13 protein-coding genes and 1 pseudogene are annotated in these 14,652 nt (G+C 59.8%); 6 read left to right on the forward strand and 8 right to left on the reverse strand.

Going from position 1 to position 14,652, the window contains the following annotated elements:
* Positions 1-29: 29 nt before the first annotated feature.
* The 4 genes from tal to H7A12_00950 all read right to left on the reverse strand — a co-directional run bounded on the left by tal (position 30) and on the right by H7A12_00950 (position 5,234).
* Positions 30-986 (reverse strand): transaldolase, encoded by a 957-nt coding sequence (gene tal / locus H7A12_00935; GenBank protein ID MCP5319393.1) that lies wholly within the window; start codon positions 984-986, stop codon positions 30-32.
* Between the two features lie 44 nt (positions 987-1,030).
* A complete protein-coding gene (locus H7A12_00940) occupies positions 1,031-2,155 on the reverse strand; it encodes a succinylglutamate desuccinylase/aspartoacylase family protein (GenBank protein ID MCP5319394.1) in 1,125 nt (374 codons plus the stop codon).
* 218 nt (positions 2,156-2,373) lie between these two features.
* Positions 2,374-3,060 carry an NrdJb gene (locus H7A12_00945; GenBank protein ID MCP5319395.1) on the reverse strand — a complete coding sequence of 229 codons (687 nt, stop codon included), beginning with the start codon at positions 3,058-3,060 and terminating at the stop codon, positions 2,374-2,376.
* 14 nt (positions 3,061-3,074) lie between these two features.
* Entirely contained in the window at positions 3,075-5,234 is a 2,160-nt protein-coding gene (locus tag H7A12_00950) for an adenosylcobalamin-dependent ribonucleoside-diphosphate reductase (GenBank protein MCP5319396.1), read from the reverse strand.
* A gap of 354 nt (positions 5,235-5,588) precedes the next feature.
* Here H7A12_00950 and H7A12_00955 point away from each other — a divergent pair, with 354 nt between their 5' ends.
* Positions 5,589-6,359 carry an endonuclease/exonuclease/phosphatase family protein gene (locus tag H7A12_00955; protein MCP5319397.1) on the forward strand — a complete coding sequence of 257 codons (771 nt, stop codon included), beginning with the start codon at positions 5,589-5,591 and terminating at the stop codon, positions 6,357-6,359.
* Here H7A12_00955 and H7A12_00960 read toward each other — a convergent pair.
* On the reverse strand, positions 6,334-8,787 hold the full coding sequence (locus H7A12_00960) for a phosphotransferase (protein ID MCP5319398.1): 2,454 nt from the start codon (positions 8,785-8,787) through the stop codon (positions 6,334-6,336). The two genes, H7A12_00955 and H7A12_00960, sit on opposite strands and share 26 nt — an antisense overlap.
* Before the next feature lie 108 nt (positions 8,788-8,895).
* Positions 8,896-11,985, reverse strand: coding sequence for an error-prone DNA polymerase (locus tag H7A12_00965; GenBank protein MCP5319399.1), 3,090 nt, complete (start codon positions 11,983-11,985; stop codon positions 8,896-8,898).
* Between the two features lie 99 nt (positions 11,986-12,084).
* Between H7A12_00965 and H7A12_00970 the strand changes: the two genes are divergently transcribed.
* A complete protein-coding gene (locus tag H7A12_00970; protein MCP5319400.1) occupies positions 12,085-12,534 on the forward strand; it encodes a YcgN family cysteine cluster protein in 450 nt (149 codons plus the stop codon).
* A gap of 78 nt (positions 12,535-12,612) precedes the next feature.
* On the opposite strand, the gene H7A12_00975 is transcribed toward H7A12_00970, so the two are convergent.
* On the reverse strand, positions 12,613-12,750 hold the full coding sequence (locus H7A12_00975; protein ID MCP5319401.1) for a hypothetical protein: 138 nt from the start codon (positions 12,748-12,750) through the stop codon (positions 12,613-12,615).
* A 189-nt stretch (positions 12,751-12,939) separates the two neighbouring features.
* Here H7A12_00975 and H7A12_00980 point away from each other — a divergent pair, with 189 nt between their 5' ends.
* Positions 12,940-13,164: an amphi-Trp domain-containing protein gene (locus tag H7A12_00980; GenBank protein ID MCP5319402.1), complete on the forward strand. Its 225-nt coding sequence runs from the start codon at positions 12,940-12,942 to the stop codon at positions 13,162-13,164.
* 34 nt (positions 13,165-13,198) lie between these two features.
* Here H7A12_00980 and H7A12_00985 read toward each other — a convergent pair whose 3' ends face one another.
* Positions 13,199-13,435, reverse strand: coding sequence for a thioredoxin family protein (locus H7A12_00985; protein MCP5319403.1), 237 nt, complete (start codon positions 13,433-13,435; stop codon positions 13,199-13,201).
* A 135-nt stretch (positions 13,436-13,570) separates the two neighbouring features.
* On the opposite strand from H7A12_00985, the gene H7A12_00990 reads away from it, so the two are divergent.
* The 3 genes and pseudogenes from H7A12_00990 to H7A12_01000 all read left to right on the forward strand — a co-directional run bounded on the left by H7A12_00990 (position 13,571) and on the right by H7A12_01000 (position 14,608).
* Positions 13,571-13,885: a helix-turn-helix transcriptional regulator gene (locus H7A12_00990; protein ID MCP5319404.1), complete on the forward strand. Its 315-nt coding sequence runs from the start codon at positions 13,571-13,573 to the stop codon at positions 13,883-13,885.
* Positions 13,886-13,926: 41 nt separating this feature from the next.
* Positions 13,927-14,218, forward strand: a pseudogene (locus tag H7A12_00995) (DDE-type integrase/transposase/recombinase).
* Positions 14,198-14,608: a GFA family protein gene (locus tag H7A12_01000; GenBank protein MCP5319405.1), complete on the forward strand. Its 411-nt coding sequence runs from the start codon at positions 14,198-14,200 to the stop codon at positions 14,606-14,608. Before H7A12_00995 ends, H7A12_01000 begins: the two are co-directional and overlap by 21 nt.
* Positions 14,609-14,652: the final 44 nt, after the last annotated feature.

Genomic DNA, 14,652 nt, shown 5'->3' on the forward strand with positions numbered 1-14,652 from the left:
CATCGACTACCGACCGAGTATAGACCGACTCAAGCCTTGCCGCGGTTGTGCACGAAGGTTTGCAGCGTGCGTATGTCGGCCCCGAAAATACGGATGCCCTCGGCGAGCTTCTCCGTCGCCATCGCATCCTCGTTCAGTTCCCAGCGGAAGTCATGCTCGTCGAGTACGAGTTTGTCCGGAGCCGTGGCCCCTTTGCCCTGTGGATCCAGAGTGCGCGCAAGCGCTGCCTCGGATGCTTCGAGACCGTTCATCAGTGCTGGTGCAATCGTCAACAGATCGCAGCCCGCGAGTGCCCGGATCTGGTCCAGATTGCGAAAGCTCGCCCCCATGATTTCGGTCGCATAGCCATAATGCTTGTAATAAGAGTAGATACGCCTGACCGAAAGCACGCCCGGATCTTCATCTGCAGGGTACGCGTCGCGCCCCTCGTGTTTCTTGTACCAGTCCAGGATGCGCCCGACAAACGGTGAAATCAGCCTGACGCCGGCGTCAGCACACGCAACTGCCTGGGCGAAGCCGAACAGCAGTGTCATGTTGCAGCGGATGCCGCGTCGCTCCAGCGTGGCTGCGGCCTGGATTCCTTCCCAGGTCGACGCAATCTTGATCAGAACGCGTTCGCGCGTGATGCCGAGCTGCTCATAGAGATCAATCAATCCCTCGGCACGCCGGATCGTCGCATCCGTGTCGAACGAGAGCCGGGCATCGACTTCGGTGGATACACGGCCAGGAACGAGTTTCAGGATTTCCGTGCCGAAGTTGACGGCCAGCCTGTCCATGATCGCCGCGTCGCGTTGCTCTCCCGAATAACGGTTTCCCCATGCGAGAGCGTCGTCGAGCAGGTGGGCGTAGTCCGCCTTCTGCGCGGCCTTCAGCAGCAATGACGGGTTGGTCGTGGCATCCGTGGGTCGGAACGCCGCAATCGATTCGATATCGCCGGTATCGGCAACGACGGTCGTCATCGTGCGGAGTTGTTCGAGCTGGTTCATCGGGAAACCTCCTCGCTGTGGCCATGGATCCGGGACATGATCGATCAGGAGTCTTCGAGACCATCGCGCGACTCCGGATCCACATCGTCGCGCTCGTCGTCGTCCTGCTGCACCTTGCTTGACGGCACTGGACCCAGATCGTCAGATCGCGTCTGGATGCCGATATGAAAGGCAGCAAAGCCTGGATGCACGAACTGATCCACTGCCTTGCCAATCAGCCGTCCTGCATAAGGAGAAACGATGTCGGCACGCAGGTTCGTGATCGGATCAGTGACACTGCCAAGCAGATCTCCTACCGCCACCTTCTGTCCAAGCTTCACACGCGCGAACAGGATACCACCTGCGTCGGCCCGCACCCAGCGCGACCGGTAGTGCACCGGGACCGGGTTGCCCCAGACGCGCAGCTTGCGATACATGCCGAGTTGATCGATCAGCGCGAAGATCCCCTGGACGCCGTGCTCGACCTCCTGTTCCTGCAGTCGCATCGGCTCACCCGCCTCCAGCGTTATGGTCGGTACGCCGTGTTCAACGGCAGCTCGACGCAAGGTGCCCGATGCGCCCGGGCTGTGGATGATCGCGGTCGACGTGAAGGCCTCCGCTACCCGTGCCACCTCGGGTCGGCGCAGATCCCCACGCACTTGGGGCAGGTTGGTGCGGTAGAACGATCCGGTGTGCAGATCGACGAGTACGTTGCAATGGACGATGATTTCATTGAAGAACGAATACGCGATTCGCGAAGCGGAACTTCCCTGCAGGTTACCGGGGAAGTGTCGGTTGAGGTCCCGACGATCCGCGAGATAGCGCGATGCACGCCGGAAGCCGACCAGGTTCACGATCGGCACACCAACCACGGTACCCTTCAATTGATGTGCATCGATGTCGTACAGCACGCGTCGGACCATCTCGATACCGTTGAGCTCATCGCCGTGCACCGCAGCAGTCAGGCAGAGAACGGGGCCGTCGAGCGTACCGTTCACCACCAGTACCGGTGTCGCAGCCGCAATGCCCTCGAAGGATTCTTCGGGCTGCCATGCCAGGCGTGCCGCAGTTCCCGGGGCTACTTCGGCATCGAGCAGCACGAACGGTGCCCGTGAATCCGCGGGAAGTCCCGCGACATCGAGGTCGTCGAGCGTACCGATGGCTGCATCTTGCGCCCGATCGGAGCGCATCTCGATGTCGCGGCGCAATTGCTCCTGGTAATTCCTGCCCGGCAAGCGGGTGACCGGCGCGTCCAGTTCGACGCTGCGTGCCCGCCGATGAAGAACCGGGTTCGTCTCGTGCTGCGTTTGCGTGTCTGCCGCCGCGCCGGTAGCGTGGTCCGGCGCGGGCGGAGCAGCGTAGCTGTTCGCGGCGGCGGATAAAGCCAACGCCGCAAACAGGTGCCCGATCAGCCGCACTTGGAGTCGCCGCAACTCAGGCAGGTCATGCAGCCATCCATCATGATCATTGCCTTGGTCATGCACTTGCTGCAAAGCTGGGCTCCAGCAGGGTAGGGGCTGTGCTCCTGCACGTTCGCCTTTACCTTGTTCGTCTCGAACTGAGCCCGCTTCTCATCCATGATTTTCTGTTGATGCTCGCTGATCTCCGGTGGTTGCAGCATCCCGATATCGATCAGATGCGTTTCGATGCACTCGCCTATCTCGGCGACCAGCGACGGCATGAAACGTCCGCCCTTCTTGAAGTAACCGCCCTTGGGGTCGAACACGGCCTTGAGCTCTTCGACCAGGAAGGTGCAGTCGCCGCCTTTGCGAAACACCGCCGACACCACTCGCGTGAGTGCCAGTACCCACTGGAAGTGATCCATGTTCTTCGAGTTGATGAAGATCTCATACGGGCGTCGCTGCTCGTGTGCAGTGCCCGGGTTCAGCACGATATCGTTGATCGTGATGTACAGGGCGTGCTCTGACAGCGGCGTCTTGATCTTGTACGTCGCACCCGGAAGGGTGTCCGGCCTCGAGATGTTCTCGCTCATTCTCTCGATGGCGCGCTCGAGTTCCTCGGCTGTCGAGGCCTTGTCCTGTGCGGTGTCGAGCACCTTGTAACCGACGATGCGCTTGGCAATCTTGACCGTCATGACCGCTGTGCTCCTCAGAATTTTCCGTAATAACCTTCTTTCATGGCTTCGAACAGATTGGCCGCGGTGTGAATCTCGCCGTCGTACTCGATCTCCTCGTTTCCTTTCACCTCGACGGTCGATCCGTCCTCGAGCTTGAACTGGTAGGTCGTCTTCTCGAGATCCTTGTCCTTGACCAGCACACCCTGGAAGGCCTCCGGGTTGAAGCGGAACGTGGTGCAGCCCTTGAGCCCGCTCTGGTAAGCGTAGAAATAGATGTCCTTGAAATCGTCGAACGGTATGTCCGTCGGCACGTTGATCGTCTTCGAGATCGACGAATCGACCCACTTCTGCGCTGCGGCCTGTATATCCACGTGTTGACGCGGGATGACGTCCTCGCTGGTCAGGAAATAATCGGGCAGTTGCTCACCCGGGTCGCTGGAGTAGGGGGTCGCATGCGGATTCACCAGCTCACGGTAGGCCAGCAGCTCGTAGGAGAACACATCGATCTTCTCCTTCGATTTCTTGCCTTCCCGAATTACATTACGCGAATACTGATGCGCAAAGCTCGGCTCGATGCCGTTTGACGCATTGTTCGCCAGCGACAGCGAGATGGTTCCGGTGGGTGCAATCGACGAATGATGCGTGAACCGGCAGCCTTCGGCGGCGATCGAGGCCACCAGATCGGGGGCCACGCTGGCGATACGCTGCATGTAGCGACTGTAGGTTGCATGCAGCACGCGTCCGGGAACCAGATCGCCCGGCTTGTGCCCATCCCGCACCATCTCCGGACGCTTCGCCAGCATTTCTGGCGTGACCGTGAACACCTCGTCCATGATCGGAGCCGGTCCCTTTTCACGAGCAAGTTCGAGTCCGGTCTGCCACCCGGTCAGTGCGAGCTCGCGCGAGACACGTTCGGTGAACTCGACCGCTTCGGCACTGCCGTACTTGAGGCGCAGCATCGCAAGTGCGGAACCGAGCCCGAGGAAGCCCATGCCATGACGGCGCTTGTGCTCGATTTCATGGCGTTGCTGCTCGAGCGGCAGGCCACTCATCTCGACCACGTTGTCGAGCATGCGCGTGAACACCGCAACCACCTCGCGGAACGACGGCCAGTCGAAACGCGCTTCATCGCGAAACGGTGACTGCACGAAGCGGGTCAGATTGATCGAGCCGAGCAGACAGCTCCCATACGGCGGCAACGGCTGTTCGCCGCAGGGATTGGTGGCACGGATGTTTTCGCAGAACCAGTTGTTGTTCAGTTCGTTGACCTTGTCGATCAGGATGAAACCCGGTTCGGCGAAGTCGTACGTCGAAATCATGATCACGTTCCACAGCTTGCGCGCCTTGACCTTGCGGTATACGCGGCAGGCGACCCGACCTTCGGCATCGCATACGTAGCCTTTGGTCTGCGGAAAATGACGCCAGATTATGTCTTCGTCATCGTCGATGCCACGTCCATCCGGGTTGCGTTCCTTCTCCGAGATCGGAAACGACAACGGCCACTCCTCGTCCTGCGCGACCGCGCGCATGAACTCCTCGGTAACCAGCAGCGAAAGGTTGAACTGGCGCAGCCGTCCGTTTTCACGCTTGGCGCGGATGAAATCGACCACGTCCGGATGGCTGATGTCGAAGGTTCCCATCTGCGCTCCGCGGCGCCCGCCGGCGGAAGAGACCGTGAAACACATCTTGTCGAAGATGTCCATGAACGACAGCGGACCACTGGTATAGGCGCCGGCACCCGAGACGTAAGCTCCACGCGGACGCAACGTGGAGAATTCGTATCCGATCCCGCAACCGGCCTTCAGGGTCAGGCCGGCTTCGAGGTTCTTCTCGAGGATTCCGAGCATCGAATCCTCGATGGTGCCGGACACCGTGCAGTTGATCGTCGAGGTCGCCGGCTTGTGCTCCTGTGCACCCGCATTCGAAATGATGCGCCCGGCAGGAATGGCTCCATTGCGCAGGGCCCATACGAAACGTTCGTACCAGTGTTCACGCACCTCTTCACGCTCGATCTCGGCCAACGCTCGCGCGACCCGGCGATACGTAGCGTCGATGGTCTCGTCGATCGGGCTGCCCGCCTTGTCTTTCAGACGGTATTTGCGGTCCCAGATATCCTCCGACGCCGACTGCAGTGCGGTGCCGGGTTCCGTGCGCCGCAGGGGGTGTGCAACTTTCAGTACTTCGATGGACATGTACGCCTCGCTCGTGATTCTTGCCGGGTTGATGTTGTGAAAGTTTTTCCGAAAGGTCTTCCGCCGTGCACGAGAACACCGCTGCCCGACATCGGGTCATTGCTATGCAGGGGAGAGCGCAAACTCAAGATGCAGTGTACTTGCGGAGCTTCAAAACACAATATCTTGTGTTCATCATTTTTTTCAGCCCCTCGCTTGGCAAGTTCTTTGCTAGCGCCAGGCTGCATCTTTGGCCGGTATGGCAGTGATCGCGGATCCCGCTTGCCGCACACGGCAGGCATTGGCTAGTATCCGGTGCCCCGCGCGTCGCGCACCCTGCCGCCGTCCGCGACCATCACCGCAGGACGACACACCGTGGCGCGTCAGATCCGGATACTGACCTACAACATCCACAAGGGCTATTGCTCCGGAAACCGCCGTTTCGTGCTCGACGCGATGCGTGCCCGTATCACCGAGACGCGTGCCGATCTCGTGTTCCTGCAGGAAATCCACGGCAGGCACAGCGGACGGCGAAGCCATGAAGGTCGCTACAGCTACCCGGAACAGCCTCATTTCGAATATCTGGCTGACAGTTCATGGCCGCATTACGCCTACGGCCGCAACGCGATCTACCGCAGGGGCGATCACGGCAACGCGATCCTGAGCAAATTTCCATTCGTGGGCTGGGAAAACATCAACGTCGCCGTGTTTCCACGCTCGAGCCGCAGCATTCTGCACGGAGTGATCGAGATCCCGCGCAGCAGGGTGCGCGTACATACGCTGTGTGTGCACCTCGGCCTGCTCGAGAAGGAGCGGCGAGGGCAGTTCGAGGTGCTCGCTGCGCGCATCGACTCGCACGTGCCGCGCGACGAGCCCTTGATCATCGCGGGGGACTTCAACGACTGGCGGCGCCGCGCCGGACAGCACCTCCACACCGGGCTTGGGGTCGAAGAACTGTTTCTCGAACTGGAGGGGTGCCACGCACGTACATTCCCGATCTGGCAGCCATTGCTGCCGATGGATCGCATCTACTACCGCGGCGTTGCACCCGTTGCCTGCCAGCGCCTGAGCAGCGGCGCGTGGCGCGATCTGTCCGACCACGCTGCGCTGATGGGGGTGTTCAACCTGCCTGGGAGACATCGCTGAGCCGCTTGCGTGAAGTCAGCTTCAAGGTCGGGATCTGCTGTGACGCGTAATCCAGGAACGCGTTGACATAATTCATGTTCACCTTGTTGCCGAAGACCACCTGCATGCGCAGCAGGCGGCCGAGCTTGATTGCAGCATGCAGGAACATCATCGACGGCAGCAGCCTTCGCTCAGCCTTGCTCAGCGGATGGATTTCCTCCGCAGCTGCGACGAATGCATCACACAGCGTCCTGTCGATGCGCGACTCCTGATCGACGAATGCGAACTCGAGAGCGGCTTCGGCAACGTCAGCAATGCGGGGGGCGAAATGGGCTGCCTGGAAGTCGTAGAGGATGGCTTGGCCGTCGACGAACATCACGTTGCGCGGGGTCACATCGCCGTGACAATGGACCCACGGGATATTCCGGTCTGATTCGATGCGTTCGCGTGCCGCAACGATGCCCGGTTGCAGCTCGGAAAAACGGGCGTGGAACTCCGGATCATCACTGAACCGAAGCGGCAGCTTCGCACAGTCGGCAAGCCAGAAATCCAGCGATTCAGTGAAGCGATACGCCTCGGTAGTGGCAACCTCAGGCAACAGCGCACGGTGTACTTGAGCCAGCATGTGTCCGGCGGCAGCGACGTGCCCCCGTTCCAGACGAGCAGGATTCACAGCATGCACGTAGTCGAGCAACATGCAGTGAAACTTGCCGAATGGCTGACACAGCGACCCGTCCAGCGCCCGGCGCGGAATGATCACGGGCGCACCGGCATGTGCCAGCGCCTCGAGCAGCGCGCATTCGTAACGCAGGTGCGTACCGCGGTGCCCTTCGCTGGGTGGAGTGAACTCCGCCCCCTTCATGACCTTCACGATGTATTCGCCGCCGGCAGTGCTTGCTCTGAATACCTCGTTGAAACTCACGCCCTTCAGCGGTGTCAGCGTTTCGATCGAAACCCCGTAGTGCTGCTCGACGAAGGCGGGCAGGTTGGTGGTGATATCGCTTTTCTCGTACAGCACTTCGCGTGCCGGAAAGCCGCCGAGGTAGCGATCCTTTACCGTCACGTCCATGCGGGAAGGAAAGAACAGGTAGGCCTCGACGAGGTGGTGGCGGAACGGAATGTTCGGGAATTGTTCCTGCCACGGATTGTCGATCGGAAAATCGACTTCACCGAGGTGATAGTAGTCACAGCCGCATACTTTCCAGAAAAACTTGCGGTCCCACGTTTCGGGAACCGGATAGCGCTCGTCGAGTTCGATCAGGATATCGAAGTCAGAACCCAGCTTCGCCCACGCAATATGCAGGAATGGTACGTCGTAACGTCCGGTGCGACTGCCGGTCTTCTTCCACTCGATCGGATTCAGCAGGTGCACCTTCGCTACGCAGGGATACCGACCCACGTGTTCGCGCACGTACTCGCGAAACGCAACATCAAGCCTTTTCAGCTTCTCTTCACCGTAGGGGATCTTCATCGGCTTCACGAAACCGATTCCATGTCCGTTCAGGAAGCGGTCGAAGTTCATCCACTCACGATCGAGGTCGATGGGTGCAGGCGCATTGCGTGCCGGGAATATCACCCTGTCGCTGGCTGTATCGAACAGCAGTTTCGTGTGCTCGAACTCGAAGCGCTCGCCAAGATTGTTGCATCGCGCGTACTCGTAGAAATCGAAGACCTGCAGCTTCAGCAGGTTGATCTCGCGGGGGCTGAAGTTGCGTGCGTTGGCACCGAGGTACTCGGCGAGCGGCACCACGGTCGAGGCAACGGTCGCCCTGGCTGTCGGGAGCGGTGTCGCAGCAATCACCCGCAGCTCGATTCGCGCTCCCGGAATCTCGTAAACATCCCGCTTCGAATCGGGTTTTGTGTAGCCGAGCCCGGTGAACAACTGCAGAAGCTTGCGGTAGTAGGGCTTTTCTACGCTCACGCGCGCAGAGGCCACATCCCCATCACGCCTGATCTGCTCGACACGATGCGTCAGCTCGTTGATTTCGATCAAACGAAGTGTCTCGTCGAGGTCGACCGCACGTTCACGCAGATCGAGTACATCACGTGCAGCGCGAGCGAAATTGAGGAAAGACTCCCTGTCCAGCAGCAGCTTGTAGTTGCGCAGGTGGATGTGAAAACCGTCTGTATTTTCCTCCAGCGAGATGCGTGTGGGGTTGTAGACGATGTTGCGCCCGAGCGGCTTCTTGTTGAAAAAGGTCTTGATCGTGTCGCTCTGGTTGGTGTTCGGATTCACTCCATCGCGGAACCCGGCGGCGATTTCCTTGCGGACCTGCGGAATATAGGTCTCGCAGAGGTCAGCGAACTCGAGGAACTCCTCGACGCTGAACTCGATGCGCAGATCCCGGTAATGGACATGGATGTTCTCGCCCATGTCCATGAAAAAGGTATTGAAACGGTTGTTGCTCAATCCTTCGGAGCGGTGATAGAGGCGAATGATGATTCCCACGGAATGTCTCTCGGATCGTATTTGCGGATATCGGATGCACGGGCTGCAGTGCCAACGACAAGCCTAGCAGCTGAGGTGAGGATGCGCTGGCCGTCGACCAGGCGCAGCCTAATGAAAATCCCGCGATACCGTGCGCAGCGTGCCGAGAGCCGCGCTGTGGTCGATCAGCTCGCCGGCAATCACGTGGGCCACGCCGTCCCGGCTTTCCAGCACCCCCTTGACCAGCAGCAGCCGCGCACGCAGCAAGGCCGTGCGAAAACGCTCCTGGCGGTCACGCCAGACTATGACATTGATATTGCCGGTCTCGTCCTCCAGGGTCAGAAACAGCACGCCGCTGGCCGTACCGGGGCGCTGACGCCCGGCGACCAGGCCGGCCACACGCACGAAACGGGCTCCGTCCAGCGCTGCCAGTCCTGCGGCCGTGCGACAGCGCACGAATGGTTCCCGATCACGCAGCATGGCCAACGGATGGCGGCCCAGCGTAAGGCCCTGGCTGCGATAATCCTGTGCGATTTCCTCTGCTTCGCAAGGCGCCGCCAACAGCACGCCGTCGTCTGCAACCATCTCTGCGGCACATTCGACGGCATCGAACAGCGGACGGGGTTCCTCGATTGCTGCGGATCGCCAGTGCGCCTGGCGACGATGTCCACCCAGACGTTGCAATGCACCGGCACCGGCGAGCAGCGTCAGCTCGTGGCTCTGCAGTTGCGTTCGGTGCGCGAGATCGTGCAGGTTGTCGAACGCGTGCTCGTGCCGTGCGGCGACGATGCGCACGGCAGTCGCCTGCGCCAGTCCGTCGATTTGCCGCAGACCCAGTCGAATCGCAACGGATGAGGAGTGGCTTTCGAGGGTACAGTCCCAGATGCTGCAATCGACATCGATCGGGAGCACGGTGACGCCATGACGGCGTACGTCCTGTACCAGCTGGGAAGGCGAGTAGAAGCCCATTGGCTGGCTGTTCAGCAGCGCGCAGCACCAGGCAGCAGGGTAATGACACCTGATCCACGCCGAGGCGTAGGCGAGGAGGGCGAAGCTCGCCGCGTGCGATTCCGGGAAACCGTATTCGCCAAAACCCTTCATCTGCCTGAACAGCCGCTCGGCAAATTCGCGCTGGTGCCCGCGCGCAAGCATGCCGTCGATCACCTTGCGCTCGAATGTGGCCAGCGCACCGTTGCGCTGCCAGGCCGCCATGGCGCGACGCAACTGATCGGCTTCACCACCCGAAAAACCCGCCGCGACCATCGCCAGCTTGATCACCTGCTCCTGGAAGATCGGCACGCCGAGCGTGCGCTCGAGCACTTCGCGAACGGCCTCGTCGGGGTAGCTGACGGGTTCCAGCCCCCGGCGTCGTCGCAGGTAGGGATGCACCATATCGCCCTGGATGGGCCCAGGACGCACGATCGCGACCTCGATCACCAGATCGTAGAAAGTGCGTGGTCTGAGGCGTGGCAGCATCGCCATCTGCGCACGCGACTCGATCTGGAACACGCCCACGGTATCGGCGCGTCTGATCATCGCGTAGGTTGCGGGGTCCTCGTGCGGGATCGACTGCATGTCGAGTTCGACGCCATGCGCGGCGCTGATCAGTGCGAAACTGCGACGCAGTGCGCTCAGTATCCCGAGCGCGAGGATATCCACCTTCAGCAGCCCCAGCGCTTCGATGTCATCCTTGTCCCACTGGATCACGGTGCGTCCTGGCATCGCGGCGTTTTCCACCGGCACCAGTGCGGCCAGCAGGCCACGCGCGATGATGAAGCCACCGACATGCTGCGACAGATGGCGCGGAAAGCCGAGGATCTGGTTCACCAGCGACAGCAACTTCTCTGCAATTGCAGTCGCAGCGTCCAGATTCTCTTCGGTGAAACGACGGGCGAGTTCCTCGCGACAGTCCCACCATGACAGCGATTTCGCCAGCCGATCGACGAACAGCGGGTCCAGCCCCAGCGCCCTGCCGACGTCACGCACCGCGCTGCGCGGGCGATAGCGGATCAGCGTTGCCGCCAGTGCCGCACGCTCGCGCGAGTATTTGCGGTAGATGTACTGAATGACTTCCTCGCGCCGTTCGTGTTCGAAATCGACATCGATATCGGGTGGTTCGTTGCGCTCACGTGAAATGAAGCGTTCGAACAGCACCGCAATGCGGTCGGGGTCCACTTCCGTGATGAACAGGCAATAACAGACCGCCGAATTGGCAGCTGAACCACGCCCCTGACAGAGGATGCCGTTGCTGCGCGCAAACTGCACGATGTCGTGTACGGTCAGGAAATAGTGCTCGTAGCCGAGTTCGGCGATCAGGACGAGCTCCTTGTCCAGCAGCGCGCGCACCCGTTGCGGTACTCCGGCGGGCCAGCGTCGTTGCGCGCCGGCATCCACCAGTTGCGCCAGCCAGCCCGTAGCCGTGATACCAGGCGGCACCACCTCGGCCGGGTATTCGTAACGCAGTTCGCTCAGCGAAAAACTGCAGCGACTGGCAATGAGCAATGTTTCAGCGAGCAGCGCAGGCGGATAGATGCGACGCAATCGTGCCAGCGGCCGCAGATGACGTTCCGCATTGGGCTCAAGTCGCGTGCCGAGCTGCTGCACCGGCTCTCCAAGCCGGATTGCACACAGCGTATCGGCCAGAGCCTTGCGTTCAGCCACATGCATCAACACGCCACCGCAGGCGACCATCCGCAGCGCCAGGCGCCGTGCAATGCCGCACAGTCGCTGGTAATGCGCCTGGTCATCGGCACCGAGCAGCAACTCGACTCCCAGCCAGAGCCGGTCTGTGAATACGTTGCGCAATGCCTCGCCACAGGCCGCGAGCCCGTCTTCGGCACCACTACCCGGAAGCCAGATCGCGAGACAGCAATGGATCACCTGTTCGATATCGTGCAAGCCCAGCGTGTACTCACCCTTCGGACTGCGACGGCGCGCCAGCGTGATCAGGCCGGACAGCTCGGCATACGCCGCGCGATCCGGCGCAAGCAACACCAGCAGACAATCGGAATCCAGCCGGAACTCGGCACCGACGATCAGGTGCAGGCCATGCATACGTGCTGCCACATGCGCCTTGACGACGCCTGCCAGCGAACATTCGTCGGTCAGTGCCAGCGCGCGATAACCTTCGTGTGCGGCCTGTGCCACCAGCTCGGCCGGGTGCGAAGCACCACGCAGAAAACTGAAATTGCTGAGACAGTGCAACTCGGCGTAGCCCATAAGCCTCAACCCATGTACTGTTTGTTTGTACAGTATACAGGCTCTGCAGGGTTTGCCCGGTTAACATGCACCACACTGCCCACAACCGGCACTGCCGCAATGAACCGATCCACTGCACCGTTCTGGAAGACCACTCCGCTGGAGCGCATGAGCCGTGCGCAATGGGAATCCGTGTGCGATGGCTGCGGCCTGTGCTGCCTGCAGAAACTCGAGGACGAGCACACCGAACGCATCTACTACACGAACGTGGCCTGCCGTTTGCTCGATCCCCAAACCTGTCGTTGCAGCGACTACGCTCACCGCCGCCTGCGTGTCTCGGACTGCATCGAGCTGACACCACAGACGATCAGCGATTACCGCTGGCTTCCAGAAACCTGCAGCTACCGTCTGCTGGCCGAAGGAAAGGAGCTGCCGGACTGGCACCATCTGGTGTGCAACGACCGCGATGCGGTACATCGCGCAGGGATATCGTACGCCGGACGCATGATCAGCGAAGACGAGGTGCACGAGGAAGACTGGGAGGATCACATCATCTTCCGCATCGGCTGATGCTGTCTTGCCTCCCAATTCCGCTGGACCCGCTTGACCCGGTTTTGTGAGAGACCGAACCGGGCCGTGTTTGGCCGGTTACAGTCGATCCGGGCAGCGATCGAAGTGTGCGGCTACCCGGCGCAGCGCTCGTGCGTAACCATCGATCGTCTTCGGTGCCTTGCCTTGGAGCTTCAATGCTCTAAGATGCTTCGCGTACAGTGCGTCAAACGTCAAAACGGATTTGCTTCGATGAATCCATGTCGCTTCTCCTTCGGTGATGCACACTTGGGTCTGGGCATGCTGGAGAAGTTTTCCGGTTTTGGCGTCTCGTTCTTCTTGTCTTGTTCCTGCCGCGAAGCGGCTTCGTTCAACTAAGGCGTTAGGCGGCAAAGAATCCGAACAGCAACTTCCAGGAGCCCTGCCATGACAGCGAAACGCAAGCGAGACATCGAGAAGAGTTACCCGAGGGCTGCGTTCGCAGCCAAGCTACGCCGTTTTGCGGATGCCATCGAAAATGGCGAGCGATTTTCCATTCAGATCGCGGGCGAGCGAATCGTCGTTCCTGCAAAAGCCCGCTTCAATATTGAGCATGAGCGGTCTGCGGAAGAGGAGGAAATCGAGTTCCAGATCAAGTGGGGCAAGGAGTGAGCATCACCCCACGGTCAAGGAAAAAATGAGACGGCTATTTCAATGCTTCAATTCCAGCGCCAAAGTTGATATGGAACACTGCTCCACCCATGACGAGGGCCGGCACGGACTTGACACCAGCAGACTCCGCTTCTTTCAGGCGCGATTTGTCGCTGCCCAGGTGGACAATCTCAACGTCGTACTTTGCAGGGTCAAGTGCGTTGGCTACGTTCTGCTCAGCAGCAACGCATACGGGGCATCCGGCATGGTAGAAAATGGCTTTGGCCTTCATGACATTTCTCCTGGGTTCGTTAGCACCACCGGCACACCTGCATGCTAGGAACAACGCCGGCCCGCGCATAGCAGGCACTTCCTGGTGCCCCGGTAACCTTTTGGTGTAACTTGTGGAAAACAGAGGAAATAAAAAATGTCACCCCCGGTGAAATCTGCCTATGCGCAACTTGAAGATGTGGTTGGCTGCAAGTGGTCTGTCTCGGTTCTGCGTGCCATCTCTGACGGAATTTCGCGCCCTGGAGCATTGGAGCGTCACGTACAAGGCATTTCAACAAAGGTTCTGTCTGAACGGCTACGCAAGCTGACTACTTATGGTTTGCTGGCCAAACATGTTTATGCGGAGGTACCACCCAGGACCGAGTATTCTCTGACCCAGAATGGCCAGAAGTTGGTTGGCATCATTGAACAGCTAAAGCTCTTGGATGACGAAATCAATTGCGCCGGATAAGGTGCTCCAGCGGACCCCAAAAAGCGGCGCCGCTGAACCCGCGGCAGGGAGTGCGAGCCAAGGTGGCAAAGAAATTCAAGGCGACGACGAAATCGAAGCACGGTTTGCCGGTGACGCCGACCGTGTTCGCCAAGACTTCGACGCTTCGGTGCCGAACGAGAAGTGAGTCGGCGATATAACCTATCAGTGGACCAATGAGGGCTGGCTGTACCTGGCGGTGGTGATCGACCTGTATGCGCGTCTGGTTATCGGCTGGGCGATGGCCGAACGCATGAGACTGTGGACCTGGCATGCGATGCGCTCCGGATAGCGCTGTGGCGTCGAAGGAAACCACGTCGTGGAAGAGTCGAGCATGAAATCGAGCCGCCCTTCAAAGGCTTCCAATTTTGCCATTGCTCAAGGTGCAGAAAATCCACTGGCAGCGTGCATTCCGCAAACGTATTTGTTCCTGTTCCACAGTTCCATTGGGTAAAAGGTGCGGAGCATGTCGGAAAACATGCTTTTCCTCAGACAAGGTATTTGACCACGGCGTTCTGCAAGAAATGCGGCTCATCATTGCCATGGGAAGTGAAGGACGATAAAAATATGGTAGTTCCAGCAGGTACACTGGACGAAGATCCAGGAATAAGGCATGAACAGAACATATTCTGGGGTTCAAGAGCTTCTTGGTGTGTGGAAACCAGTGAATTGCCAAAGCATGAAGAATTGCCAGTGAAGAAATGACTGCTAGTCGGCATGACAAGAACCTCTGCACTCATTCGATTCGG

The sequence above is a fragment of the Pseudomonadales bacterium genome (assembly GCA_024234165.1).
Classification (GTDB): Bacteria; Pseudomonadota; Gammaproteobacteria; order Pseudomonadales; family UBA5518; genus UBA5518.